Origin of the sequence: Kitasatospora sp. NBC_00240 (assembly GCF_026342405.1) — a bacterium.
Taxonomy (GTDB): Bacteria; Actinomycetota; Actinomycetes; order Streptomycetales; family Streptomycetaceae; genus Kitasatospora.
This window is the reverse complement of sequence record NZ_JAPEMU010000001.1, coordinates 3,188,586-3,214,656: the sequence shown is the minus strand read 5'-3', so window position 1 is coordinate 3,214,656 and position 26,071 is coordinate 3,188,586. Positions and strand designations below refer to the sequence as shown.

At 72.2% G+C, this 26,071-nt stretch carries 23 protein-coding genes; 17 read left to right on the top strand and 6 right to left on the bottom strand.

Annotated features, from left to right (window positions below):
* Nucleotides 1–32 precede the first annotated feature (32 nt).
* Nucleotides 33–1,007, bottom strand: coding sequence for a COX15/CtaA family protein (locus OG689_RS13595; protein ID WP_266320434.1), 975 nt, complete (start codon nucleotides 1,005–1,007; stop codon nucleotides 33–35).
* 236 nt (nucleotides 1,008–1,243) lie between these two features.
* Between OG689_RS13595 and OG689_RS13590 the strand changes: the two genes are divergently transcribed.
* The 6 genes from OG689_RS13590 (at nucleotide 1,244) to OG689_RS13565 (ending at nucleotide 9,912) form a co-directional block, all read left to right on the top strand.
* Nucleotides 1,244–2,545: a choice-of-anchor A family protein gene (locus OG689_RS13590; RefSeq protein WP_266320432.1), complete on the top strand. Its 1,302-nt coding sequence runs from the start codon at nucleotides 1,244–1,246 to the stop codon at nucleotides 2,543–2,545.
* A gap of 377 nt (nucleotides 2,546–2,922) precedes the next feature.
* Entirely contained in the window at nucleotides 2,923–3,612 is a 690-nt protein-coding gene (locus OG689_RS13585) for an LAETG motif-containing sortase-dependent surface protein (RefSeq protein WP_266320430.1), read from the top strand.
* 87 nt (nucleotides 3,613–3,699) lie between these two features.
* Entirely contained in the window at nucleotides 3,700–4,134 is a 435-nt protein-coding gene (locus OG689_RS13580) for a hypothetical protein (protein ID WP_266320428.1), read from the top strand.
* Nucleotides 4,131–4,769 carry a hypothetical protein gene (locus OG689_RS13575; RefSeq protein ID WP_266320427.1) on the top strand — a complete coding sequence of 213 codons (639 nt, stop codon included), beginning with the start codon at nucleotides 4,131–4,133 and terminating at the stop codon, nucleotides 4,767–4,769. The genes OG689_RS13580 and OG689_RS13575 overlap by 4 nt, the downstream gene beginning before the upstream one ends.
* Complete coding sequence (locus OG689_RS13570; RefSeq protein ID WP_266320426.1) at nucleotides 4,769–9,535, top strand: putative T7SS-secreted protein; 4,767 nt, start codon at nucleotides 4,769–4,771, stop codon at nucleotides 9,533–9,535. The genes OG689_RS13575 and OG689_RS13570 overlap by 1 nt, the downstream gene beginning before the upstream one ends.
* Nucleotides 9,536–9,555: 20 nt before the next feature.
* A complete protein-coding gene (locus OG689_RS13565) occupies nucleotides 9,556–9,912 on the top strand; it encodes a hypothetical protein (RefSeq protein ID WP_266320424.1) in 357 nt (118 codons plus the stop codon).
* A gap of 383 nt (nucleotides 9,913–10,295) precedes the next feature.
* Here OG689_RS13565 and OG689_RS13560 read toward each other — a convergent pair whose 3' ends face one another.
* Nucleotides 10,296–11,030: an ABC transporter permease gene (locus OG689_RS13560; RefSeq protein WP_266327095.1), complete on the bottom strand. Its 735-nt coding sequence runs from the start codon at nucleotides 11,028–11,030 to the stop codon at nucleotides 10,296–10,298.
* Between the two features lie 86 nt (nucleotides 11,031–11,116).
* Entirely contained in the window at nucleotides 11,117–12,058 is a 942-nt protein-coding gene (locus OG689_RS13555; RefSeq protein ID WP_266320423.1) for an ABC transporter ATP-binding protein, read from the bottom strand.
* Nucleotides 12,059–12,221: 163 nt separating this feature from the next.
* Here OG689_RS13555 and OG689_RS13550 point away from each other — a divergent pair, with 163 nt between their 5' ends.
* From OG689_RS13550 to OG689_RS13515, 8 genes are all read left to right on the top strand, one after another.
* Nucleotides 12,222–13,076 (top strand): helix-turn-helix domain-containing protein, encoded by an 855-nt coding sequence (locus OG689_RS13550; RefSeq protein WP_266327093.1) that lies wholly within the window; start codon nucleotides 12,222–12,224, stop codon nucleotides 13,074–13,076.
* Complete coding sequence (gene sufB / locus OG689_RS13545; RefSeq protein ID WP_266320422.1) at nucleotides 13,073–14,488, top strand: Fe-S cluster assembly protein SufB; 1,416 nt, start codon at nucleotides 13,073–13,075, stop codon at nucleotides 14,486–14,488. Before OG689_RS13550 ends, sufB begins: the two co-directional genes overlap by 4 nt.
* A gap of 56 nt (nucleotides 14,489–14,544) precedes the next feature.
* The gene (gene sufD / locus OG689_RS13540) at nucleotides 14,545–15,777 is read left to right on the top strand and encodes a Fe-S cluster assembly protein SufD (RefSeq protein WP_266320421.1); all 1,233 of its coding nucleotides are present in this window, start codon (nucleotides 14,545–14,547) and stop codon (nucleotides 15,775–15,777) included.
* Complete coding sequence (locus OG689_RS13535; protein WP_073928866.1) at nucleotides 15,777–16,094, top strand: bifunctional 3-phenylpropionate/cinnamic acid dioxygenase ferredoxin subunit; 318 nt, start codon at nucleotides 15,777–15,779, stop codon at nucleotides 16,092–16,094. Before sufD ends, OG689_RS13535 begins: the two co-directional genes overlap by 1 nt.
* A gap of 6 nt (nucleotides 16,095–16,100) precedes the next feature.
* Complete coding sequence (gene sufC, locus OG689_RS13530) at nucleotides 16,101–16,865, top strand: Fe-S cluster assembly ATPase SufC (protein ID WP_073928865.1); 765 nt, start codon at nucleotides 16,101–16,103, stop codon at nucleotides 16,863–16,865.
* A gap of 2 nt (nucleotides 16,866–16,867) precedes the next feature.
* On the top strand, nucleotides 16,868–18,154 hold the full coding sequence (locus tag OG689_RS13525) for a cysteine desulfurase (protein ID WP_323189382.1): 1,287 nt from the start codon (nucleotides 16,868–16,870) through the stop codon (nucleotides 18,152–18,154).
* A gap of 23 nt (nucleotides 18,155–18,177) precedes the next feature.
* Nucleotides 18,178–18,630: a Fe-S cluster assembly sulfur transfer protein SufU gene (sufU, locus tag OG689_RS13520; protein ID WP_266320418.1), complete on the top strand. Its 453-nt coding sequence runs from the start codon at nucleotides 18,178–18,180 to the stop codon at nucleotides 18,628–18,630.
* Between the two features lie 118 nt (nucleotides 18,631–18,748).
* Complete coding sequence (locus OG689_RS13515) at nucleotides 18,749–19,078, top strand: metal-sulfur cluster assembly factor (protein ID WP_030290234.1); 330 nt, start codon at nucleotides 18,749–18,751, stop codon at nucleotides 19,076–19,078.
* Nucleotides 19,079–19,177: 99 nt separating this feature from the next.
* On the opposite strand, the gene OG689_RS13510 is transcribed toward OG689_RS13515, so the two are convergent.
* Complete coding sequence (locus OG689_RS13510) at nucleotides 19,178–19,888, bottom strand: TetR/AcrR family transcriptional regulator (RefSeq protein ID WP_266320417.1); 711 nt, start codon at nucleotides 19,886–19,888, stop codon at nucleotides 19,178–19,180.
* Between the two features lie 119 nt (nucleotides 19,889–20,007).
* On the opposite strand from OG689_RS13510, the gene OG689_RS13505 reads away from it, so the two are divergent.
* Entirely contained in the window at nucleotides 20,008–20,499 is a 492-nt protein-coding gene (locus OG689_RS13505) for an SRPBCC family protein (protein WP_266320416.1), read from the top strand.
* Nucleotides 20,500–20,545: 46 nt separating this feature from the next.
* Here OG689_RS13505 and OG689_RS13500 read toward each other — a convergent pair whose 3' ends face one another.
* Nucleotides 20,546–21,904, bottom strand: a complete 1,359-nt coding sequence (locus tag OG689_RS13500) for an MFS transporter (RefSeq protein ID WP_266320414.1) — start codon at nucleotides 21,902–21,904, stop codon at nucleotides 20,546–20,548.
* Nucleotides 21,905–22,256: 352 nt separating this feature from the next.
* On the opposite strand from OG689_RS13500, the gene OG689_RS13495 reads away from it, so the two are divergent.
* Nucleotides 22,257–23,888: a hypothetical protein gene (locus tag OG689_RS13495; RefSeq protein ID WP_266320412.1), complete on the top strand. Its 1,632-nt coding sequence runs from the start codon at nucleotides 22,257–22,259 to the stop codon at nucleotides 23,886–23,888.
* Nucleotides 23,889–24,054: 166 nt separating this feature from the next.
* Here the strand turns inward: OG689_RS13495 and OG689_RS13490 are convergent, their stop codons facing one another.
* On the bottom strand, nucleotides 24,055–24,498 hold the full coding sequence (locus OG689_RS13490) for a VOC family protein (RefSeq protein WP_266320410.1): 444 nt from the start codon (nucleotides 24,496–24,498) through the stop codon (nucleotides 24,055–24,057).
* 214 nt (nucleotides 24,499–24,712) lie between these two features.
* On the opposite strand from OG689_RS13490, the gene OG689_RS13485 reads away from it, so the two are divergent.
* Complete coding sequence (locus OG689_RS13485; RefSeq protein ID WP_266320408.1) at nucleotides 24,713–25,921, top strand: hypothetical protein; 1,209 nt, start codon at nucleotides 24,713–24,715, stop codon at nucleotides 25,919–25,921.
* Nucleotides 25,922–26,071: the final 150 nt, after the last annotated feature.

Below are 26,071 nucleotides of genomic sequence, written 5' to 3'. Positions count from 1 at the left end.
ACGACGTTCCGGACGGCGGCTCCTACGCCGTCTCAGACGGTGGCGGCGGCCGCGGGGGCCGGCACCGCCGCCGGGCCGGCGGCGGGCGCGTCCGTGCGCACCCGCAGGGCGAGCGGTACGCGCAGCACGGCGATCCAGGTGAGCGTGGCGCCCAGCATGTGCACGCCGACCAGCACCTCCGGCACGTCGGTGAAGTACTGGACGAACCCGAGCACGCCCTGCGCCAGCAGCACCACGAGCAGCTCGCGCGCCCGGGCCCGGGCGGCCGGCGGCGCCTTCACGGCGGCGAACACGAAGAGCACCGCGACGGCCAGGCCGACCGAGACGAACGCCAGGTCGGCGTGGACCTGGGCGAGCCGGTCGTAGTCCAGCGGGATCCGCGGCACCATCCGGTTGTCCTTCGGTGTCCCCGGGTGGTGGCCCGCGCCGGTCACCAGGGTGCCGGCCGCGACCAGCAGTCCGATCACCGTCACCAGGACGTACGAGAGCTGGACGATCGGCCGGGCGACCGAGACCCGGGGCGGGCCGTCCCCCTCCTTCGAGCGCTCCCACATCAGCAGTGCGACCCAGACCAGCGCCATCGCGGAGACCAGGTGCACGGCCACCGTGTACGGGTTGAGGCCGGTCAGCACGGTGATGCCGCCGATCACGGCGTTGCTCATCACCAGCCAGAACTGGGCCCAGCCGAGCCGGGTGAGGCCGCGGCGCCAGGGGGTGGCGCAGCGCGCCGCCAGGATCGCCCAGCCGACCGCCGCGCACAGCACGTAGGTCAGCATCCGGTTGGTGAACTCGATGATCCCGTGCAGGCCCATCTCGGGCGTCGGGGTCAGGCTCTCGCCCGTGCAGCGCGGCCAGGTGGTGCAGCCGAGGCCGGAGGCGCTGAGCCGGACGGCGCCGCCGGTGACCACGATCACGATGCTCATCACCAGCGCGGCGAGCGCGGCCCGCCGTACGACGACGGCGGAGGGCTGCCAGCGTTCGGCGAGGAGGGAGGAAGGGGTACGCACGGATTCATCCTAGATTGGACGGTTGACGATCTTCCGGCGGGGCCGCCGGGCGCGGGGCGTGGCGGGCGGCACTTCGCGAGCGTGATCACGCATGGGTGTTTTGTCGGTATTGCGGTCACAGGTCTCTACCACTGCGAGGCAAAGGTCTTGACCATTCGCCAGCTCGGCCGCAAGAGTGCGATTGGTCCATACCTGTGGACCTCTCCCACCCCGCACCTACCGCGGAGATCCTGCACATGCGCATATCCGTACCCGCCGCCGCCCTCGCACTCGGCGGCTCCCTGGCCCTGGGCGCCCTCCTCGCGCCGGCCTCCCACGCGACCGAGGCCGGCCGGCAGTGCCAGAGCCTCGGCGTCGCCAACCTCTACGGCGAGTTCGTCGAGGGCGACGACACCCACACCCCGGACGCCGAGGGCGCCGTCGCGATCGGCGGCAACGCCGACTTCACCGGCGGCTTCACCGTCGGCCAGGAACTGACCGCCGAGCAGGTGGCCGCCCTCCCCGGCGGCAACGCCCTGGTCGTCGCCGGCAACCTCACCGGCACCAACACCCAGGTGATGAAGGGCAACGGCATCTACGGCGGCACCCTGACCGGCGTCGCCGACGCCCACCAGGGCAAGATCGTCAAGGGCACGTCCCCGATCGACTTCGGGGCCGAGTTCGGCAAGCTGCGCGCCGCCTCCACCGCCCTCGCCGCCGCGCCCGCCACCGCCGGCGCCAAGGTCGAGAGCTCCGGCGACCGGCTGACCCTCACCGGCACCGACACCCAGGTCAACACCTTCACCGTCGCCGCCGCGACCCTCCAGGGCGCCAAGGAGGTGTACCTGAACGTCCCGGCCGGCGCCTCGACCATCGTCAACGTCACCGGCTCCGGCTACGACATGGCCGCCGCCGGCACCACCGGGTTCTTCCTCTGGGACGCGGACAGGAAGAGCTACGTCCTCGACGACAAGCTGCAGTCCGCGGCCGGCGGCGCCGTGCGCGCCAAGCTGCTCTGGAACTTCCCGACCGCCACCAAGGTCGTCAAGAACAGCGCCGCCGCGTGGTCCGGCAGCGTGCTCGCCCCCAACGCCGCCTTCGACCTCGGCAGCGGCGGCCCGGTCAACGGCTCGGTCATCGCCAAGTCGCTCACCGGCAAGGGCGGCGCCGAGACCCACCACTACCCCTTCACCGGCTGCCTGCCCGCCGAGGTGCCCCCGGTCGTCGTCCCGACCACCCCGGGCGTCCCCACCGGCAGCGCCTCCGCCCCGGCCACCCCCGGTACTCCGGGCGCCCCCGCCGGCACCTCGCCCGCCGCCACCCCCGGCACCGGCGGCACGCCCGCACCCTCGCCCAGCGCCACCGGCAGCGCCCCGGCCACCCCCGGCGCCGTCCCCAGCCCGAGCGTCAGCCCCTCGGCCACCCCGAGCACCGGCGGCGGCCTCGCGCTCACCGGCGCGGGCGGCGCCCTGCCGATCGCGATCGGCGGCCTGGTCGTCCTCGCGGCCGGTGGCGGCATCGTGGTCGCCAGCCGCCGCAGGGCGGCCGGCAAGGCCTGACGGCTGTCGTCCGTCCGAAGGTCTGAAAGTCCGAGGCTCCGAACGGACCGGTGCCCCCGGTGACCACTCCTGGCCACCGGGGGCACCGCGCTGTTCGCACGCCCGCCACGGCACCGGTGGCCTGCGCAGTCCCGTCCGGCGGTCCCCGGAGGGCGGCGGCCGCCGGGGGCGCCCGGGCCCGCGGGTGCCCAACGACCATTCCTGATCCGGACGTTCGGCGGGGGTGGCAGGTGGCCGCAGGGGCGGTAGAGTCCCCCGCAACCTCGCGGCAGGCAGGCCCGGACCATCCCCGGAACGCCCCTCGGCGTACTTCCCGGCACAGCTCCCGGCGTGTTCAACACCCTTGCCGCCCAAGCCCCTTCGGAGGGAAGAGCGAAATGGCGCGACACGTGCGCATTCGCGGCGCGGCGCTCGCCGCAGCCGCCGGCACCGCCGTCCTGCTGTCCGGCGTTCTGGCCACCGGTGCCTCGGCGCACACCCCGGCCTGGTCCGTGACCTGCGACAAGGTCACCGTCGACCTGGCCGACTACAGCGGCAGCAAGAACGTCAAGAACCTGGTCAGCCTGACCATCGACGGCGAGAAGGTGGTGGACCAGCACCAGTTCGGCAGCGGTTACCACCAGAGCTTCACCGTCAAGGCGCACAGCGCCCCGGTCATGGCCACCCTGGTCGTCACCACCACCGAACAGCCCAAGAACCCCCAGTGGAACGTGACGGAGACCAAGACCATAGCGGTCTGCGCCACCCCGTCCCCGACCCCCACCACCCCCACCACCCCGCCGACCCCCAGCACCTCGCCGACCCCCACCCGCACCGCCACGGCGACACCCAGCGGCTCGGCCTCGCCCACCGTCGCCCCTACCAGCACCACCACCTCCGCGGCCCCGGCCACCAGCGCGCCGGCCACCAGCGCCCCCGCGACCGTGAAGGCCGCGAGCACCACCCCGGCCCTGGCCCAGACCGGCGGCAGCAGCGCGACCCCGATCGTCGCCGCAGCCGGCGGCGCCGTCGTCCTGATAGGCGGAGCCCTGCTCCTGCTCTCCCGCCGCCGGGGCAACCGCCACTGACCCGGCCCGCCCCGATCCACGCCCGCGCCCCGGGCCGGCCTCCGAAACCCCCGGAACCGGCCCGGGGCGCGGGTGCGTCGTGATCGAATGGAAGACGTCGTCGACGTACCGGGGGGTGCGGTGAGCGCGGTGGGGCTTGCGGAGCGGATCGCCGACATGCACGCGGGGCGGGGCGACGGGCCCTCCCTGCCGGGCGAGTTCAGACGTACGACGGTGCTCGCGCCGACGGTCGGGGACGGTCTCTGGACGGCCGGGTCGGGCGGCGTGCGCCGGGTGTTCGTGTTTACCGGGGAGGAGGCCTTCGGCCCCTTCGCCAAGGAGCGCGCGGCGGACCGGCCGGACGGCCGATGGGACCACCTGACCGTCCACGGCGCACGGCTGCTCGATGCGGTGATCCCCGCCCTCGACGTGCCGGCGGGGGTCGTGGTGGACGTGGCCGGCCCGTACCCGCTGTTCTTCCCGCCGCTCACCGGAATCGTGCCCGGGAGCGCCGCACCGGACGGACGGGGGCAGTCCCGGTGACCGGTTTCCAGGTCGACCCGCAGGCCTTGCAGCTGGCAGCCAAGGGCATCGACGCGGCCATCGCCGAGCTCAAGGAACTCGGCGTCACCGGCTCGGCGGTGACCGGCCGCGGCTTCTCGATGCTGGAGCTGTCCGGCCTCGCCATGGGTGACGGCGAGCTGCAGGGCGCGTTCGCCGGATTCTGTGACCGCTGGGAGTGGGGGGTGCGCACGCTGGTGCAGGACGGCAACGAGATCGCCGTCCGGCTGGGACTGTCGGCGGGGCTCTACCACGAGCAGGAGCAGTACCTCAGTGGTGTCGCCAAGAACATCGCCTCCGCCGCGATGGGCAACCCGCACCTCACCGGGGAGGACGCCGAGCAGAAGACCTGGGGGCAGATCGGCGCGGACAACCCGTGGACCCAGATCGAGCATGCCGACTACTCGGCCGAGTCCTTCGGCAAATCCGGTGACCGGATCGGCACGGCGTGGAAGGAGGCCGGCCGCGACCTCTCCAACGGGCCGCTCGGGCTCCAGGAGAAGGCCGCCGACCTGGCCGGCAAGGGTGCCGAGTACCGGGCCGTGCAGGACCAGGTGTTCGGGCCCCGGCCGCCGAAGCCTGCCGAGGGGCAGGCCGCTGGGGAGGGGGAGCACTGATGGGGTTCGGGGATTTCGTCAGCAAGGCCGGTGACGGGCTCGGTGGCCTCGTCCACGACGGGCAGAAGTTCGTCGGCAAGGCTGTCGGAGCCGGCACGCACCTGGTCGGGGACGCACTGGAGTCGGTGGGCCTCGAAGGCGCCGCCGACATGGTCGACGACTTCGGCGACCGGGTGGCCGACAGCCTCGGCGCCCAGGTGGGGGAGGAGCAACTCGGACGGACCAAGGACCCGAGGGAACTGCTGCGCGGCGACGTCGACGCGATCGGCGAGCGCGTCTCGCACCTGCGGGACTTCGAGAGGGCCTTCGATTCGACCGGCCAGGGCCTGACCCGGCTCGACTCCGACCACTGGAAGGGTGCGGCGGCTGACGCGTTCCGCGCCAAGTTCGACGGCCAGCCACGCAAGTGGATCGTGGCCGGCGAGGCCTGCGGTGCCGCGGCCGGCGCCCTGGAGTCGTACGCGAAGACGGTCACCTGGGCCCAGGGGCAGGCGGCCGAAGCCGTCGAGCTGTACGAGCGCGGCACGAAGGCGTACGAGCAGGCCGCGGACGCCTACAACCGGAAGGCCGAGGCCTATCGCAAGGACGTCCGGGCCTACAACGCCAAGATCGACGCCGGGACGGACCCGGGCACCGTTCCCACCTCGCCCGGCGCGTTCCAGGACCCGGGCGAGGGGGACCGCAAACGCGCCCAGGACCTCCTCGCGGCCGCCCGCAAGCAGCGCACCGAAGCGGCCCGGACAGCGAGGACAGCCGTGGAAGCGGCCACCGCCACCGCACCGGGCAAGCCGGACTTCCTGCACCGGGCGGGCAAGGACTACGCCGACGCCATGGTCGGCGGCAGCGTCGAGCTCACCCACTTCGCGGGTGGTTTCGCCAAGGGAGCGGCGGACACCCTCCGCTTCGCCCGGACCCTCAACCCGATGGACGTCTACAACATCACCCACCCCGCCGAGTTCGCCACCTCGGTCAACACCACCGCCACCAGCCTGCTCGGCGCCGCCAACCACCCCGACCGGGTGGCCACGTCACTGCTCGGCTCCGGCTGGGGCAAGGATCCGAGCGAGGCCGGCGGCAAACTCTTCTTCGACTTCGCCTCCGGGGCCGTCACCGGCGGCGGCAGCACAGCCGCGTCCGCCGCCAAACGCACCGCCCTCGGCCTCGGCCGCGACAGCGCCGAGGCAGCCGCGAAGCGGACTGCCGTGCGGGACGCGGAGAAGGCGGCGGCGAGGAAGCAGGTCGAGAGGCCGAGGGAGGCGGGCCGGGCCGACGACGCGATCTGCGAGGGCGGCGAGCCCGTCGACGTGGCGACCGGGCGGATGTTCGTCGACCAGACGGACGTCTCGCTGGCCGGTTCCCTGCCGCTGCTCTTCACCCGCACCTTCGAGTCCGGCTACCAGGCCGGACGCTGGATGGGCCCACGTTGGGTCTGCACCTTCGACGAGCGGCTGGAGATCGACGCCGAGGGGGTCATCTACCTGGGCCCGGAGCGGGTCTCCCAGCGCTACCCCCACCCGGTGCCGGGACTGCCCACCCGGGCGAGCGCCGGAGCCCGCACCGATCTCGATGTCGACGAGTACGGCGATTTCACGCTCACTGACGTCTCGCGGGGCCTGGTCCGGGAGTTCACCCGTACCCCCGAGGGCGACAGCGCGCTGCTGACCAGGGTCCGCGACCGCTCGGGGCGCCACCTCGACTACGCCTACGACGCGGAGGGCACCCCGCTCTCCCTGACCCACTCCGGCGGCTACCGTCTCCTGGTGCGGACGAGCGGTCGGCGCATCACCGAACTCCGGCTGGTGGGGGCCGGTCCCGACCGCCGGGACGAGGTCCTGGTCCGCTACGGCTACACCGACGGTCACCTCTCCGAGGTCTACAACTCCTCCGGCCTGCCGATGCGTTTCGCCAACGACGCCCAGGGCCGGATCGTCTCCTGGACCGACCGCAACGACAGCCACTACACCTACACCTACGACCGCCTCGGCCGCGTGGTCGACGAGGGCGGCCGCGGCGGTTGGCTCCGGTTCCACTTCGAGTACGGGGAGCCGGACCCGGAGACCGGGATCCGGGTCAACGCGGAGACCAACGCCCTGGGCCACACCACGCTCCACCACGTCAACGAGCACGCCCAGGTCGTCGCCCGGACCGACCCGCTCGGGAACACCACGCGCTTCGAGCGCGACGAGTACGACCGGCTGCTCGCCGAGACGGACCCGCTGGGCCGCACCACGCGTTTCGAGTACGACGGCGCCGGCGACCTGGTAGCCGTCACCCGCCCGGACGGCGCGCAGTCGCTCGCGGCCTACGCCACGGAACTCAGCCTGCCGTCGGTGATCGTGGAGGCCGGCGGAGCCACCTGGCGCCAGACCTACGACGAGGCGGGCCGGCGGACCACCCTCACGGACCCCTCCGGGGCCGTCACCCGTTACGCCTACGACGACCTCGGGCACCTGGCCTCCGTCACCGATGCGCTCGGACACGTGACCCTTGTCCGATGCAACGCGGCCGGACTGCCGATCGAGGTCACCGAGCCGTCCGGCTCCGTGCAGCGCTACGAGCGGGACGCCTTCGGCCGCACCGTCGCGGTGACGGACGCCCTCGGCGGCACCACCCTGATGACCTGGACCACGGAGGGGTACCCCGCCTCGCGCACCGCACCCGACGGCGCCGCCGAGTCCTGGACGTACGACGGGGAGGGCAACCTGCTGACCCATGTCGACCCCCTCGGCCAGGTCACCAGCTGCGAGTACACGGACTTCGAGACGCTGGCCGCCCGCACCGGACCGGACGGTGTCCGGCACGTCTTCACCCACGACGCACAGCTGCAGCTGACCGCCGTCACCAACGCCGTCGGCCAGACCTGGAACTACACCTACGACGCGGCCGGTCGGCTGGTCGCCGAGAGCGACTTCCAGCAGCGGACGGTCGGATACCGACTGGACGCCGCCGGTCAGCTCGTCACCCGTACCAACCCGCTCGGCCAGCGGATCCGGTACACCTACGACGTGCTCGGCCGCACCATCGCCAAGGACGCCGCCGGGCTGCTCACCACCTACGCCTACGACCGGGCCGGTCACCTGCTCCGCGCCAGCGGTCCCGGTACCGAGCTGGTCCGTACCGTCGACGTCCTGGGCAACCTGCTCACCGAGACCGTCAACGGCCGCACCCTCACCCACACCCGGGACGCCCTCGGGCGCCGCACCCGTCGAACCACCCCCGCCGGACACACCAGTACCTGGACCTACGACGCAGCCGGTCACCCCACCGCCCTCGCCACACCCGGCGGCACCCTCGACTTCGCGTACGACGCGGCGGGCCGCGAGTACTCTCGTGGCTTCGGCGGTGACCTCACGCTGGCCAGCACCTGGAACGCCGACCACCGGCTCACCGGCCAGACGCTGGGAACCGCCGTCCAGACCCTCCAGCGACGCGGCTACACCTACCGCGCCGACGGCAGCCTCACCGGCGTCGACGACCTGTTGTCCGGCCGCCGCACCTTCGACCTCGACGCCGCCGGTCGCGTCACCGCCGTGCGCGCCGCCGGCTGGACCGAGTCCTACGCCTACGATCCGGCCGGCAACCTCACCGACGCCCACTGGCCCGCCACCGGCGCCACCCGCGCCGCCCTCGGCCCGCGCACCTACACGGGCACCCGGCTCACCACCGCCGGCCGCATCCGCTACGAGTACGACGACGCCGGGCGCATCACCCTGCGTCAGAAGACCCGCCTCGACCGCAAGCCCGACAGCTGGCACTACGCCTGGGACGCCGAGGACCGCCTCACCGCCGTCACCACCCCCGACGGCACCCGCTGGCGCTACCTCTACGACCCCTTCGGCCGCCGGACCGCCAAGCAACGCCTCGCCGCCGACGGCGCTGCCGTCGAGGAACGGACCGATTTCACCTGGGACGGCCCCACCCTCGCCGAGCAGACCACCCACGCCCCCTACCTCCCCGGCCCGCACACCCTCAGCTGGGACCACAAGGGCCTCCAGCCCCTCGCCCAGACCGAGACCATCACCACCCCCGGAACCGCCCAGGCCGAGGTCGACCGCCGCTTCTTCGCCATCGTCACCGACCTCGTCGGCACCCCGACGGAGCTGGTCGACCCCGCCACCGGCACCATCGCCTGGCGCACCACCCCCACCCTCTGGGGCAACACCACCTGGCCCAGCAGCAGCACCACCTACACACCCCTGCGCTTCCCCGGCCAGTACTTCGACCCCGAGACCCGCCTGCACTACAACGTCCACCGCTACTACGACCCGGAGACGGCGCGGTACGCCAGTCCGGACCCGCTGGGGCTGGTAGCCGCGCCCAACGCGGACTCCTACGTCCACAATCCCCTTGCCTGGGCGGACCCACTGGGGCTTTCCCCTTATCAAGAATCAAAGCTTCCGCGTACCCTGTCGGACAAGGCGCGCGATCTGCTCAGGAGTGGAAAGTGGAAGGAAGCCGCCGATGTCCACTACGAAGACCAGGTTCGTGCTATCACGGGCGGAAAGTCAAAAATTATCGGCCCTAGGGAGGTGGATTCCGTGACCGATGATTTGCTGATCCAGGTCAAGCGTACGTGGAGTGCGGTGAATAAGCCGCACAATTTCCTTAGCAAAAGCACGAGAAAGCAGATCAACTGGACGGCGGAGACGGCAGCTGAAATGGGCATTTCATTTGAATACTGGTTCAAATACGGAGCCCATCCTGACGTGAGGAAATATGTCGAGCGTAAGGGTGGGGCTGTGGTCGAAGGTCTGGGGCATAATTAGAAATGTCCAGATTCTATGACGTGCGAGGCTTCATCGACTGTGATGAGGAAGATTGGTCGGTGATTCGCAGAATCGTGGCCGATCACTCCGCGAGGTCGGCCGAATTCTTCCTGGGGGCGGATCAGGTTGACCTGTACATGGAGGGCTGGATTTATCCCGAAACGGCTATCAATGGGGCCGGGCATGTGTTCTTCGGTGCCGCCATGAGGGTCCAGGGAGTCCAGTTTGTGTTCAGCCAGATCTCTGCTGTCGCCAATGCCGTGGAAGAGGTGTCGGGGCTGTTCCTCGTGAGTGACGACGAAGATGGCGACAGTATCTTCTGGAAGATCGAAAGCGGCGGCGTTGCGGTTTCCGGTGACTTGCCGGGGAGGCTGTGAGTGGTTGATCAATGGCGCAGCGCGCGGAGGAACCGGGATGGCATCCGTGGACGGCATGGATCTGGATGGGCAGCCGCCCACCTCCGACGTTGTCGTCGAGGTTCAGGACTACTCCCCGAGTACCGGTGCGGTGAGTTGGTGTGACGAGGAATCGGTGCTCCGCCTGGAGGTCACCGGAGCCGACCGTCGTGGTCTCCGGGAATCCGGCGGGCCTGATCTCCACGGCTCGGCATCTGCTGACCTTGGCCCAGGAATCCGTTCCTGACGGCAGGCACATGGATTCGCCACGTACTGCGGATGGCTGGCCGAAGACTCGGCGGGCCTGCGTATCGAGGTGGAGAAGAAGGGCCCGCGCCCGTAGCCGCGGAGCGTGCCGCGGGCCGCTACTCCCAGCGGAAGAACCGCGCCGCCGCCGCAAGCCCCAGGACGGACCAGACGCCCAGGATCCCAAGGTCGCCCCAGGGCACGCCGGCGCCCTGCTGGAGGACGGCCCGCAGGCCGTCCGAGAGGGCGTTGATCGGGAGGAGTTCCAGGACGCGCTGGACGGCGGCGGGGAACTTCGACAGCGGGACGATCACGCCGCCGGCCAGCAGCAGCAGGATGAAGACCAGGTTGGCGGCGGCCAGGGTGGCTTCGGCGCGCAGGGTGCCGGCCATCAGCAGGCCGAGGCCGGAGAAGGCGGCGGTGCCGAGGACGAGCAGGGCGGCGACGGCCAGTGCCCCCTGCGGTGTGGCGAGCCCGTGCGGGGACCAGCCGAGGGCCAGCGCGATGGCGGTCAGCAGGGCGACCTGGAGGGCCTCGGTGACCAGCACGCAGCCGGTCTTGGCGGTGAGCAGGGCCCAGCGGGGGAGCGGGCTGGCGCCGAGGCGCTTGAGGACGCCGTAGCGGCGTTCGAAGCCGGTGGCGATGGCCTGGCCGGTGAAGGCGGTGGACAGCACGGCGAGGGCGAGCAGGCCGGGGGCGAGGAAGTCCACGCGCTTGCCGGGGCCGTCGACGGCGACGATGTCGACGGCGCTGAAGAGGACCAGCAGGACGCTGGGGATGATCACCGTCAGCAGCAGCTGCTCGCCGTTGCGCAGCAGCATCTTCGTCTCGAAGGCGGTCTGGGCGAGCAGCATCCGGGGGATGGGGGCGGCGCCGGGCCGGGGGGTGTATTCGGGCCGGGTGGCGCGGTCGGTCGGGAGCGGCCGGGTGGTCTGGTCGGTCACGAGCGGAGGTCCCGTCCGGTCAGGTCGAGGAAGACGTCTTCGAGGCTGGGGCGTTGCACCGTCAGCCGTTCCGGCAGGATGCCGGAGGCCGCGCACCAGGTGGTGACGGTGGCGAGCAGCTGGGGGTCGACGGGGGCTTCGACGCGGTAGCTGCCGGGGGTGGGTTCGGTGACGGCGGCGCCGTCCGGGAGCACCTTGAGCAGGGAGCCGAGGTCGAGGCCGGCGGGGCCGTCGAAGCGCAGGCTGTCCTCGGCGCCGCCGCGGCGGAGGGCGTCGGGGGTGCCGGTGGCGACGACCTTGCCGTGGTCGACGATGGCGACCTGGTCGGCGAGCTGGTCGGCCTCGTCCATGTGGTGGGTGGTGACGACCACGGTGACGCCGTCGCGGCGCAGGTCGCGGACGAGCTCCCAGGTGGCGCGACGGGCCTGCGGGTCGAGGCCGGCGGTGGGTTCGTCCAGGAAGACGAGTTCGGGGCGGCCGACCACGGCCATGGCGAGGGCGAGGCGCTGCTGCTGGCCGCCGGAGAGCCGGCGGTAGGTGGTGCGGCCGCAGGAGCCGAGGCCGAGGCGTTCGACCAGCTCGGGGACGTCCAGCGGGTCGGCGTGCAGCTTGGCGGTGTGCCGGAGCATCTCGACGGCGCGGGCGCCGGCGTACACGCCGCCGGACTGGAGCATCACGCCGATCCGGGGGCGGAGCAGGGCGCCCTGGGTGACGGGGTCGAGGCCGAGGACGCGGACGGTGCCGGCGTCGGGGCGCCGGTAGCCCTCGCAGGTTTCGATCGTGGTGGTCTTGCCGGCGCCGTTGGGGCCGAGCACCGCGGTGATGCTGCCGCGTTCGACGACGAGGTCGAGGCCGTCCACCGCGGTCTTGCCGCCGTAGCGCTTGACCAGCCCGGCGATCTCGACTGCGGGCTGCGGACGGTCGGGGTCTGCGTGCATACCGGCGAGTCTAGGAGGCCTTCACACGGGGTCCGCACAGGGCCTCGGTGATCGTTTCCGCAGGTCAGGTAAGCCTTACCTGCGTGACTGAGGCCACCCATGAGGCGTGGATCACGGCTTGTCCTTCCGGAAGTAATTACGCAACACTGGTGTTGTGAAAAACATGCGGGAGCGGAATCAGCAGCAGGAGGCCGAGTCGGCCCCCGGTTGCGCCGTGCCCGAAACCGCGGCCGAGGTGCTGCTGGAGGGCCATCGGGCCACCCGTGACCGGGTCGCCCGTTCGATTCTGGACCACGGCCCCTCCTCCGCCGCCGACCTGGCGAGCCGGCTCGGCCTCACGGCCGCCGCCGTGCGCCGCCACCTGGACGGCCTGGCCGCCGCCGGTCTGGTCGAGTCCCGCGAGCAGCGGGTCTACGGCAGCCGGGGCCGGGGCCGTCCGGCCAAGGTCTTCGGTCTCACCGAGTCCGGCCGGGACGCCTTCTACCAGGCGTACGACCAGCTCGCCGCCGACGCACTGCGCTGGATCTCCGACGCGGTGGGCGGCGGCAAGGCGGGCGAGGAGGCGGTTGCCGCCTTCGCCCGGGCCCGCTTCGGCAAGCAGGGCGAGAGGTATCTCGGAGCGCTGGAGCAGGCCTCGGCCGACCAGCGGACCGAGGCACTCGCGCAGGCCCTGAGTGCCGACGGGTACGCTGCCACGGTGCGGCGGGTGCCGTCCGCGACGGCGTCCAACAGCCCGGCGGGCGCTCAGCTCTGCCAGCACCACTGCCCGGTCGCGCACATCGCCGAGCAGTTCCCGCAGCTCTGCGAGGCGGAGACCGAGTTCTTCTCCCAACTCCTGGGCACCCATGTGCAACGGCTGGCCACGATCGCCCACGGCGACGGGGTCTGCACCACCTATGTGCCGGCACCCGGTGCCGCATCGTCGTCCGCGAAGTCGCGGACGCCCGGTGCGGTGCCGACTGCCGGTACGCCACTCACTGATCCGGAACCTGCGTCCGCGCGGAGGAACCTCGCATGACTGACATCGTTTCGCACCCGGAGCTCGAAGGCCTGGGCACCTACGAGTACGGCTGGTCGGACCCGGACGCGGCCGGCGCCGTGGCCAAGCGCGGCCTCAGCGAAGAGGTCGTGCGCGACATCTCCTCGAAGAAGTCCGAGTCCGAGTGGATGCTGAACCTGCGCCTCAAGGGCCTGAAGCTCTTCGGCAAGAAGCCCATGCCGACCTGGGGCTCCGACCTCACCGGCATCGACTTCGACAACATCAAGTACTTCGTGCGGTCGACCGAGAAGCAGGCGGAGTCCTGGGAGGACCTGCCCGCCGACATCAAGGCGACCTACGACAAGCTGGGCATCCCGGAGGCGGAGAAGCAGCGCCTGGTCGCCGGTGTCGCCGCGCAGTACGAGTCCGAGGTGGTCTACCACCAGATCAACGAAGAGCTCGAGGCTCAGGGTGTGATCTTCATGGACACGGACACCGCGCTCAAGGAGCACCCGGAGATCTTCGAGGAGTACTTCGGCACGGTCATCCCGGCCGGCGACAACAAGTTCGCCGCGCTGAACACGGCCGTGTGGTCCGGCGGGTCCTTCATCTACGTGCCCAAGGGCGTCAACGTGGAGATCCCGCTGCAGGCCTACTTCCGGATCAACACCGAGAACATGGGCCAGTTCGAGCGGACGCTGATCATCGTCGACGAGGACGCCTACGTCCACTACGTCGAGGGCTGCACCGCGCCGATCTACTCCTCGGACTCGCTGCACAGCGCCGTGGTCGAGATCATCGTCAAGAAGGGCGGCCGCTGCCGCTACACGACGATCCAGAACTGGTCGAACAACGTCTACAACCTGGTCACCAAGCGCGCCGTGGCGTACGAGGGCGCGACCATGGAGTGGATCGACGGCAACATCGGTTCCAAGGTCACCATGAAGTACCCGGCCGTCTACCTGATGGGCGAGCACGCCAAGGGCGAGACGCTGTCGATCGCCTTCGCGGGCGAGGGCCAGCACCAGGACGCCGGCGCCAAGATGGTCCACATGGCACCGAACACCTCCTCGAACATCGTCTCCAAGTCGGTGGCGCGTGGCGGTGGCCGCACCTCGTACCGCGGCCTGATCGAGATCGGCGAGGGCTCCAAGGGCGCGAAGTCCAACGTGCTCTGCGACGCGCTGCTGGTGGACACCATCTCCCGCTCGGACACGTACCCGTACGTGGACGTCCGCGAGGACGACGTGTCGATGGGCCACGAGGCCACCGTCTCCAAGGTCAGCGAGGACCAGCTCTTCTACCTGATGAGCCGGGGCATGACCGAGTTCGAGGCGATGGCGATGATCGTCCGTGGCTTCGTCGAGCCGATCGCCCGCGAGCTCCCGATGGAGTACGCGCTGGAGCTGAACCGGCTGATCGAGCTGCAGATGGAGGGCTCCGTCGGCTGACGTCAGCCGCGCGAAGTCCAGTCGAGAACTTTCAGGAAGAGAGCAACACGACAGCCATGGCTGACGTCAACAACAGCACCGGCTCCACGACCGCCGGGTCCATCGAGGTCGGCACGTCCGGCGCCGGCGAGAAGCTGGCCGGTCCCGGCACGGGCCGCGCGAGCGTCCAGCAGCCGATCGACGCCCGCGTCACGGTCAAGCCCTCGTACGACGTGAACGACTTCCCGGTGCCCACCGGCCGCGAGGAGGACTGGCGGTTCACCCCGCTGCACCGCCTGGCCGGGCTGCACGACGGCACCGCCGCCGCCGACGCCAAGGGCGTGGACAAGGTGGAGCTGGGCCTGCCGGACGGCGTCACCGCCGAGCAGGTCGGCCGCGACGACGACCGCCTGGGCAAGGCCGGCAAGCCGGTCGACCGGGTCGCCGCGCAGGCGTTCAGCGCCTTCGAGCAGGCGCTGGTCGTCACCGTTCCCAAGGAGACGGTGCTCACCGAGCCGGTGAAGATCGACGTGCACGGCGAGGGCGGCACCCGTTTCGCCCACGTGGTGATCGACGTCAAGCCGTTCGCCGAGGCCGTCGTGGTGATCAACCACACCGGTACCGGCACCCGGGCCGCCAACGTCGAGCTGCTGGTCGGCGACGGCGCCAAGCTGACCTTCGTCTCGGTCCAGGACTGGGACCGCGACGCGGTGCACCTCGCCCAGCAGACCGCCCTGGTCGGCCGGGACGCCTCGCTCAAGTCCGTCGTGGTCACCTTCGGCGGCGACGTGGTCCGGATCCACCCGCGGGTCACCTACGCCGCCCCCGGCGGCGAGGCCGACCTGTTCGGCCTGTACTTCGCGGACGCCGGCCAGCACCTGGAGCACCGTCTGGTCATCGACCACGACACCCCGCACTGCCGCTCCAACGTGGTCTACAAGGGCGCCCTGCAGGGCAAGGACGCGCACGCGGTCTGGGTCGGCGACGTGCTGATCCGCGCCGCCGCCGAGGGCACCGACACCTACGAGCACAACCGCAACCTGGTGCTCACCGACGGCGCCCGGGTCGACTCGATCCCGAACCTGGAGATCGAGACCGGCGAGATCGTCGGCGCCGGCCACGCCTCGGCGACCGGCCGCTTCGACGACGAGCAGCTCTTCTACCTGCAGGCGCGCGGCATCCCGGCCGAGGAGGCCCGCCGCCTGGTGGTCCGCGGCTTCTTCGCGGAGCTGGTCCAGCAGATCGGCGTCGCCGAGATCCAGGACCACCTGCTGGAGAAGATCGAGGCCGAGCTGGAAGCGAACGTCTGATGAGCTTTCTCCGCGCCTGTTCGCTCAGCGACCTGGCCGAGGACGAGCCCAAGCGTGTGGACCTCAACGGTGTCCCGGTCGCGATCGTCCGTACCGAGGGCGAGGTGTTCGCGATCAACGACATCTGCTCGCACGCGAACGTGTCGCTCTCGGAGGGCGAGGTCGAGGACTGCATGATCGAGTGCTGGCTGCACGGCTCCAGCTTCGACCTGCGCTCCGGCAAGCCCTCGGGCCTGCCCGCCACCAAGCCGGTCCCTGTCTACCCCGTAAAGATCGAAGGGGACGATGTGCTCGTCTCCGTCAACCAGGAGTCCTGAGTCCCCATGGCAACGCTTGAAATCCGTGACCTGCACGTCTCCGTCGAGGCCGAGAACGGCCCGCGCGAGATCCTCCGCGGCGTCGACCTCACCGTGAAGCAGGGCGAGACCCACGCGATCATGGGTCCGAACGGCTCCGGCAAGTCGACCCTCGCGTACTCGCTGGCCGGTCACCCGAAGTACACGGTGACCAGCGGTTCGGTGCTGCTCGACGGTGAGAACGTGCTCGACATGACCGTCGACGAGCGGGCCCGCGCCGGCGTCTTCCTGGCCATGCAGTACCCGGTCGAGGTCCCCGGCGTCTCGGTCTCCAACTTCCTGCGCACCGCCGCCACCGCCGTCCGCGGCGAGGCCCCCAAGCTGCGGCTGTGGGTGAAGGAGGTCAAGGAGGCGATGGCCGCCCTGCACATGGACCCGGCCTTCGCCGAGCGCAACGTCAACGAGGGCTTCTCCGGCGGCGAGAAGAAGCGCCACGAGATCCTCCAGCTGGAGCTGCTCAAGCCGAAGATCGCGATCCTCGACGAGACCGACTCCGGCCTGGACGTCGACGCGCTGCGCCAGGTCTCCGAGGGCATCAACCGGGTCGCCTCCAGCGGCGAGGTCGGCACCCTGCTGGTCACGCACTACACCCGCATCCTGAAGTACATCAAGCCCGACTACGTCCACGTCTTCTCGGCCGGCCGCATCGTCGAGTCCGGCGGCGCGGAGCTGGCCGACAAGCTGGAGAACGAGGGCTACGAGTCCTACGTGAAGGGTGGCGCTTCCGAGTGACAATCGATTCTGGCTCGGCGCGTGCGCTGACCGGTCCGCTGGCCGAGGCGCAGGAGTTCGGCGACTCGCTCCGCAAGGACTTCCCGATCCTGCAGCGGGTGCTGCACGACGGCAAGCCGCTGGTCTACCTCGACAACGCGGCGACCTCGCAGAAGCCCCGTCAGGTGCTCGACGCGCTGAACGCGTACTACGAGCGGCACAACGCCAACGTGCACCGCGGCGTGCACGTCCTGGCCGAGGAGGCCACGGCCCTGTACGAGGGCGCGCGTGACAAGGTCGCGGCGTTCATCAACGCGCCGAGCCGGGACGAGGTGATCTTCACCAAGAACGCCTCGGAGTCGCTCAACCTGGTCGCCAACATGCTGGGCTGGGCGGACGAGCCGTACAAGGTCGACGCCGACGCCGAGATCGTCATCACCGAGATGGAGCACCACTCCAACATCGTTCCGTGGCAGCTGCTCTCGCAGCGCACCGGCGCGAAGCTGAAGTGGTTCGGGCTGACCGACGAGGGCCGGCTCGACCTGTCGAACCTCGACGAGCTGATCAACGAGAAGACGAAGATCGTCTCGTTCACGCTGGTCTCCAACCTGATGGGCACCGTCAACCCGGTCGAGGCGATCGTCCGCCGCGCCCAGGCGGTCGGCGCCCTGGTGCTGATCGACGCCTCGCAGGCCGCCCCGCACATGGTGCTGGACGTCCAGGCGCTGGAGGCCGACTTCGTCGCCTTCACCGGCCACAAGATGCTGGCCCCGACCGGCATCGGCGTCCTCTGGGGCCGCCAGGAGCTGCTGGAGGACCTCCCGCCGTTCCTCGGCGGCGGCGAGATGATCGAGACCGTCACGATGGGCTCGTCCACCTACGCCCCGGCGCCGCACAAGTTCGAGGCGGGCACCCCGCCGATCGCGCAGGCGGTCGGGCTGGGCGCGGCCATCGACTACCTGTCGGCCATCGGCATGGACCGGATCGCCGCGCACGAGCACGCGATCACCGAGTACGCCGTCGAGCGGCTGCTGGAGATCCCGGACCTGCGGATCATCGGCCCCCGGTCGGCGGTCGACCGCGGCGCCGCGATCTCCTTCGTGCTGGGTGACATCCACCCGCACGACGTGGGCCAGGTGCTGGACGAGCAGGGCATCGCCGTGCGCGTCGGCCACCACTGCGCGCGGCCGGTCTGCCTGCGGTACGGAATTCCGGCGACCACCCGGGCGTCGTTCTACCTGTACTCGACGCCGGCCGATGTCGACGCCCTCGTCGACGGCCTGCACCACGTCCGGAACTTCTTCGGCTGAGGCATCGGAAGGGAGCCGCGGGCATGAAGCTCGACTCCATGTACCAGGAGATCATCCTGGACCACTACCGCAACCCCCACGGCAAGGGGCTGCGGGACGGCGACGCCGAGGTGCATCACGTCAACCCGACCTGCGGTGACGAGATCACCCTGCGGGTCCGGCTGGACGGCTCGACGGTCGCGGACATCAGCTACGAGTCGCAGGGCTGCTCGATCAGCCAGGCCAGCGCCTCGGTGCTGAACGACCTGGTGGTCGGCAAGACCGTCGGCGAGGGCCAGCTCATCCAGGAGGCCTTCCTGGAGCTGATGCAGAGCAAGGGCCAGGCCGAGGGCGACGAGGAGGTGCTGGAGGACGCGGTCGCGTTCGCCGGTGTCTCCAAGTACCCGGCGCGGGTGAAGTGCGCGCTGCTGAGCTGGATGGCCTGGAAGGACGCCACCGCCCAGGCGCTCGCGCAGCACCCCGCCGTCAACGACTGAAGCAGCAGAGGAGGACACACGTATGAGTGACACCGAGACCAGCACCACGGCCCCGGAGGCGGCCTCCCCGGCTGCCGCCACCCCTGCGGAGACCGTTGCCACCGAGGGTCCGACGGTCATCGTCGGCACCACGGCGGGCACCGTCTCCGTCGAGGACCTCACCGAGGCCCTGATGGACGTCGTCGACCCCGAGCTGGGTATCGACGTGGTCAACCTGGGCCTGATCTACGGCATCCACATCGACGAGTCCGACGTGGCCACCATCGACATGACGCTCACCTCGGCGGCCTGCCCGCTGACCGACGTCATCGAGGACCAGGCGAAGACCGCCACCGACGGCCTCGTCCAGGACCTGCGGATCAACTGGGTCTGGATGCCGCCGTGGGGCCCGGACAAGATCACCGACGACGGCCGCGAGCAGCTGCGCGCGCTCGGCTTCAACGTCTGAGCACCGTTACTCCGTTACGACACTGCCGCGTGGACCTTCCGGTCCGCGCGGCTTTGTCGTTCCCGGATGCGGCGGGGCCCGGCCCGCGGGCGGGCGCGGTCAGCCGGCCGGTGCGGGCCGGAACCCGATCAGCGTGCCGAGGGTGCGCGCGGTGTGGTCGAAGGCCTCGGGGAGGTTCAGGACCGAGCCGGTGAACTGGCCGAAGAGCTCGAAGCCGAGCCACCCGTGGACGCCCGTCCAGGCGGTCAGGGCGCGCAGGACGGTGTCGTCGGGGACGCCGGGCATCACCTGGCGGACCCGCTCGGCGTCCTCGGTGAGGACGGCCGGGGGTGTGGGAAGGCCGGCCGGCGGGGTGATCGCCCCGGCCCGGTGGGCGTCGGCGACCAGGCCGCCGAGCACGAGGGTGGTGCGCATCGCGGGGGCCAGGGTGTCCGCCGGCGCGTGGTAGCCGGGCACGGGGGAGCCGTGCAGCAGGGCGTACTCGTGCGGGTGGGCCACCGCCCAGCCGCGCAGGGCCCGGCAGACGGCCAGCCAGCGGCCGGCGTGGTCCTCGGCGGGGCGGCTCGCGTCGGCCTGCTCCACCGCCGCGCCGACGGCCTGGTAGCCGTCGATGATCAGGGCGGTGAGCAGCTCGTCGCGGGAGGCGAAGTAGCGGTAGACCGCCGAGGAGACCATGCCCATCTCGCGGGCGACGGCGCGCAGGGAGAGGCCGCCGGCTCCTTCGGTGGCGAGCTGGCGCCGGGCGATGTCGGTGATCTGCCTGGTCAGCTCGGCGCGGACGTCGGCTCGGGCGGTGCGGCTCGCGGTCATGGACAGCACGCTAGCAGAGCGGTGCACGGAAAAGAGAGCGGTGCTCTTGACGATGACGGGCGCACGAGAGAGCATTGCTCTCAAGTGAGAGCACCGCTCTCGATCGAAGGGGGATCACCATGAAGCTGTTCTACGCGGGCCCGTCGCTGGCGACCCTGCACACCGAGTACGCCAAGCAGGGCCGGATCGACGACCGGGCGCCGGTGGCCTCCGCCTCGCAGACCCGGATCGAGGCGCCCGTCGAGCGGGTCTGGGCGGTCGTCGCCGACGTCGCCGGCTGGCACCGCTTCCTGCCCGCCCACCGGGTGCTGGAGCTGGCGGACGGGGTGCGGGAGGACGCCCGGTTCGTCTGGGCGATGGGCTCGACCAGGATCACCTCCCGGTTCGCGGTGGTCGACCCGGGCCGCGAACTCACCTGGACGGGCCTGGCGATGGGCGTCAAGGCCGTCGACCGGCACGTCCTGACCCCCACCGGGGACGGCGCTACGCTGCTCCGGATCGAGGAGTCGATGGCCGCGCCGGTGGTCGCCGTCCTGTTCGGCCGGGAGCGGCTGCGCACCCAGCACGAGCAGTGGCTGGCCGCCGTGAAGGCGGCGGCCGAGGCGGCCTGAGCGCCGCCGGCGGGCCGCCGGCCACCGCGCCCGGGCCGGCCGCGGGCTACCGCGCCGGGCGCCGCAGCACGGCCCCCGCGAGGGTCAGGCAGGCCAGGGCGGCGACCACCCCGAAGCCGCTCACCGCGGGCAGCAGGCCGTAGTGCTGGGTCAGCGCGCCGACGGCCACGATCGGCAGCGAGCTGCCCAGGTAGACGATCACCCACAGGGTGCTCAGCTCGCCGCCCCTGCGCTCCGGGTCCATCGCGGCGACCGCGCTGGTGAACAGCGAGCGGAAGGCCACCCCCTGGCAGGCGCCGCCGAGCACGCTGCCGATGAAGAGCAGCGCCGGGGTGCCGGTGTACTGGGCGGCGACCACCAGGGCCAGGCCGGCCGCGAGACCGGTCATCCCGAGCGCGATCACCAGCCGGTCCGAGGTGGGCGGCACCAGCAGCTGGACGGCGGCCGAGGAGCCGAGCAGCAGGGCCGCGACCACCGCGCCGGTCAGGTGCGAGCCGCTGTGCAGCAGCTTCGCGGAGAAGGCGGGTGCGAGGCTGAGGTAGACGCCGAAGACCGCGTACGAGACGAAGCCGGCGCCGGCCGCGAGCAGGAACTCCCGGCGGCCGCTCGCGGGCAGGGCGAGGCGGCGCGGGCGCAGGTGCGCGGGGGTGGTGACGCGCGGCGGTGAGGCCGGCGGGCGCCGGCGGCCGGGCATCCGGGGGTGCACCAGGGCCAGCGGGACGCACAGCGCGAGCAGCGCGACGGCGTGCACCAGGAAGGGCGTGAGCAGCGGGTTGTCGCCGCCGGCGAGACCGCCGTCGGAGAGCACGGCGCCGACGATCGGGCCGAGCGCGACGCCGCCGGCCGAGCAGGCCAGGGTGAGCTTGGCGGCCAGGGTGGGGCGCTCGGGCAGCAGGTCGCCGAGGGCCGCGCCGGCGGCGCCGGTGGACATGCCGACCGCGATGCCCTGGACGGCGCGGCCCGCGGCCAGCTGCCAGAAGCTCCCGGCGGTCGCGAAGATCGCGTCCCCGCCGGCGGCCAGCGCCACGGCGGGCAGGATCAGCGCCCGCCGCCCCAGCAGGTCGGACCAGTGGCCCACGGCGGCGAGCACCGGGACGAGCGCGAAGACGTACACGGTGAACAGGACCGTGGTGTCCAGTGCGGTCAGGCCGAGCCGGGACTGCAGGTAGGGGTAGATCGGGGTGGCCAGATTGGCGCCGATCAGGAGGAACAGGAGGGCGGCGGCACAGAGGCCGACGCGGATGCCGCGTACCGCGTTCCAGCGGCTGACGGCGGCGAGCTGGAGCTGCGTGCGTGGTGCGAGCTCCAGGGGGAGCAAGGCCTCCGAGAGCCGGCGTCCGCTGCCGTGGCGCCCGGGGAAGGGCGCGGAGGGCAGGCCGGAGCCGGCGGGGGAGAGGTCCGCCATGTCAGGGGTCTCCTGTGGCCGGGCGCCACCATGGGTCGGCGGGTGTGCCGATGCGCCCGTCCTGCGGCGCTCTGGTGGTGGCCTCGGTGCGGGGCTCCCTGGCGGAGCGGGTGTGCGTGGGCCCCGCCGCCCGTTACGGGCCTGGGGGAGGGTGGGCTTCGTTGCCCGGGGGCGCGCGCGGGGTGTGCGCGGCGCCTGTCGAAGGATACGCGGTCGGCGTGCGCTGCGGCGCGCGCCCCCGGAGGCGGGGCATCGGCGGTGCCCGACCGATACGCTGGGCCGATAGGCCGGTACACACAGCTGAGGCTGGACCGGTTGGCTGACAGGTCTCTGTAGGGAGAACGCGCACACCATGGCCGGACGACGTCGCAAGAATCCTGACAACCCGTCGGCGGCCGGGCCCGGCGAACACCCTGCCGAGGGCCTGCTGCCGGCCGACTTCGCCCTGGAGGACCTCTACGGCGCCTTCGCGGCGCATGGTCTGGACGACGAGGACCTCGACGACGCCGCCGTCCTGGTGCCGCCCGTCCGGCTGCCCTCGGAGCAGGAGCTGACGGCCGAGGCGCTGGCCGTCCCGATGCTCGGGTACGCGCTGAAGCTGTCCCGCTGGACGGCCCCGCACCGGGCGGTGGACGAGTTCGGCGACCTGACCGAGGCGGACCGCGAGCCCGCCGCCCGGCTGCTGGGCCTGGCCGCGGCCGAGGGCGAGGTGGCCGAGGAAGAGGTCGTCGAGGCGATGCGGGCCTGGTCGCTGGCCTGCGACCTGGACCTCGTGGAGATCGGCACCACCGCGGCCGGCGAGCACGTGGCGATCCCCGGGCCGGACCTGGAGCCCGCCGAGCAGGGTGACCCGGAGACCGTCCTGGAGCTGTGGCTGACCGCCGCCGGCATCGTCCGCGAGCTGGCCGCCGAGGCCGACTCGTTGCCCGCCGAGGGCGAGGAGGAGGACGAGGCCGAGGAGAGCCCGGAGGAGGACGAGGCCCGGCTGGCCGAGGTCGAGGAGTCCCGCGACGCCGCCGCCGAGCTGCTCGACGAGGCCCTCCAGGTGCTCTACGAGACCACCGCGTTCGCCGAGCCCGGCACCGAGACCGTGCCGCTCGGGGTGCTGGCCGCGCTGCTGGTGGTGCCCGAGGGGGAGGAGCCGAGCGAGGAGCTGCTCGGCGACATCACCGACGTCATGGTGGCGCTGGACCCGATGCTCGGCGACCTGGCCGAGCTGGGCCTGCTCGTCTACCGCCCGATCGACCCGGAGCTCTTCGACGAGGAGGACGGCGAGACGCCCGCGCCGGCCGGCGACGAGCCGCTGGACGAGGCCGAGTCGGCCCGCTTCGGACTGGTCCGGCTGACCCCGCTCGGGGTCTACGCCGTGCGGCAGTGGCTGTTGGAGGACGGCTACGACGCCCCGCTGGTCGGCGAGCTGGCCCAGGGCGACGCGGCCGAACTGCTGACCGCGGTGGCCGAGTCCGCCAACGTGCTGCCCGAGGAGGAGATCCGCGAGTGGCTGGAGGGGCGTGAGCCGCTGCCGGCGGCGCGCGAACTGCTGGCGGCGGCGCGTGGCGTCGACACCTACGCCCCGCTGCGGCGGCTGCTCTGCCGGCTGGCGCTGGACCAGCTGGGCAGCCCGGCCGAGCCCGCCGTACGGGAGGTGCTGGACGACCCGGAGCTGGGTGGCGCGGCCCGGGCCTGGCTGGCGGCCGCGGGCGTCGCGGACGTACCGGCGCCCGAGCGGCCGATGGTGCTCTGGACGGTGGTGGACACCTTCGCCGCCCACCTGCTCGACAGTGGCGGCGACGCCGGCACCCTGCGCGAGCTGGTCACCGGGCTGCCGGTGACGGACAACCCCGCGAGCTACTTCGGCGAGCTGTGGCGGGTCGACCACCCGAACACGGCGGACGTGCTGGACGCGGTCGGCGAGCTGCACCTGGACCGGCAGGTCGCCAAGGAGGCCCGGAAGGCCGCGTTCAAGGCCCGGTCGAAGAACTAGGCCCCCGTCCGGTCCGGTCCGGTCTGGTCCTGCCCGGCTCCGGGCCGGACGGCCGGGCTCGGACGGACCGGACCTGAGGGGGCGGCGCGCGGCGCCGGCGGTGCCCGGCGGGCGGGCGGCGGCCGGCCGTGTCGTGCCGGACTGTGCCGCGGGCCGTGCCGCGGTCCTACGCCAGGTCGAGCTGGCCGGTCTCGGTGAACGGGAAGAACGGGTTGTGGGCCAGCTCCCACAGGTGCCCGTCCGGGTCCTCGAAGTAGCCGGAGTAGCCGCCCCAGGATGTGGCGGCCGGCGGCTTGACCACCGTGGCGCCGGCCTCCACCGCCACCTTCAGCGCGGCGTCCACCCGTTCGGGTGATTCCAGGTTCACCGCGAGGGTCACCCCTCGGAAGGACGGCTCGCCGGTGGCGGGGACGCCCGCGTCGGCGGCCAGCTCCTCGTACGGGAACAGGCCGAGGACGGAGTCGGCGGTGCGGAACCAGACGATCTCGGGGCTGGACTTGGCCGAGCGGCGCCAACCGAGCCGCTCGTAGAAGCCGGCGCTGCGGTCGAGGTCCGAGACCCCGAGGGTGACGATGCTGATACGGGCCGGGAACTCGTCGGTTGCTGTCATGCCGCCAGCGTAGGCACGGTGACTGACAGGGCGTCCGGAACGCGGCCGGTGCGTCGCCGCCGGCTGCCCGGGCCGCTCGTCCGGGGGCGGCTGATGACCCGGCAGGTCGGCCCGTCGTATCGTTGGGCGGGCGTCGTGCGGGCGCCGGCCGGGCGGCCGGACGGCCGGGCGGGGCACAGGCGGGTACGGCGAGGACACGGGGGTGCGGCGGAACATGATGCGAGAGAGCGGGAGCAGGCCCCAGGACCCGGACGACCGCTACGCCGGCCAGGAGGCGTTCTCCCGACGGACGATCGCGGAGGCGGACTTCCCGGTGTACGGGGTGGGGCGCATCGCCTGCCGGGCCACCGCGGAGCGGCTCGGCCGGGCGCGGGCGGCCGAGGGCGCGCCCCTGCACAGCGAGGCTCTTGCCGCCTTCGAGAGCTGCGACGGCGAACTCAGCTGGGTGGAGGTCCGCACCGGTGACTGGACCTCGGCCGACGGCCCCTACCTGAGCGTGCGCACCTACCGGCCGGGCGCCGAGCACGGTGAGGCGCTGCCGGATCTGGAGGACGTGGTCGAGGACGAGCGGGACCGCCTCTACGAGCAGCTCGGCATCGACGAGGGCGACGGCCCCGGCGTCGTCCGGGCGCTGCGGGAGTGGATCACCGTGGAGGGCGAGCCCCGCGCGCTGCAGATCCACGAGGACCGCCGTCCGGAGGCCGTCCCGGGCGCGGGCCTCGCGCCCGGTCCGCTGCTGGAGGCCGGGGCGGTCTGGGCCGGCCGGCTGCGGGTGGACGGTCTGACCGTCACGGTCTGCGGCCGGGGGGTGCCGCCGGGCGCGGTCGAGCTGGCGAGGATCGAGGACTTCGAGCGCTACATCCTGGGCCGCACCGAGCTGATGCGCCGGCTGGCCGCCCGGCGCGGCCTGGACGTCCCGGTCGAGGAGCGTGAACTCGCCCCCGCCGTCGGGCTGGAGGCTCACCGGGAGCTGATCGAGCACAACATCGCCGAGTCGATGGCGATCGACGCACAGGTACGTGCCCGGCGTACCCCGCGGCTGCCCCGCCGGCTGCGCGGCGAGGTCGGCGCCGTCCGCTGGGAGGCCGCCGTGCGCCAGCAGATGAGGCTGGCCTCGGAGACCCGGGAGGAGGCCGCCGAGGCGGTGGCGGCGATGGTCAACCACCTGACCAGGCTGGCCCGGAACACCGACTGGGCGGTCGGCACGCCCGACGGGCGGGACGCCGTGGAGGAGGTCGTCCGGTACACCGTGTTCGCCAGCGAGGTGCCGAGCCTGCCCGCCCAGCGGGCCTGGGAGCAGCTGTGGAACGGCGGGCCGGACCGGACCGACGAGGACGGGAGCGGCGGCGCCGCGCGCCGGCTGGCCGAGCAGGTCTGGCTGTCCGCCTGGGAGCAGTGGCGGCTGGAGCGCAGCATCCGCTGAGGCGGCGGCCCGGCGGCCCGGCGGCCCGGCGGCCCGGCGGCCCGGCGGGCTGACGGGCTGACGGGGCGTAGACGGCGGGGCCCGGTGGGTGGTGGGGCGCCCGGTCGGGCTTTGGCAAAGTGTGAGTCATGCATTCGGATACGGTCGGCA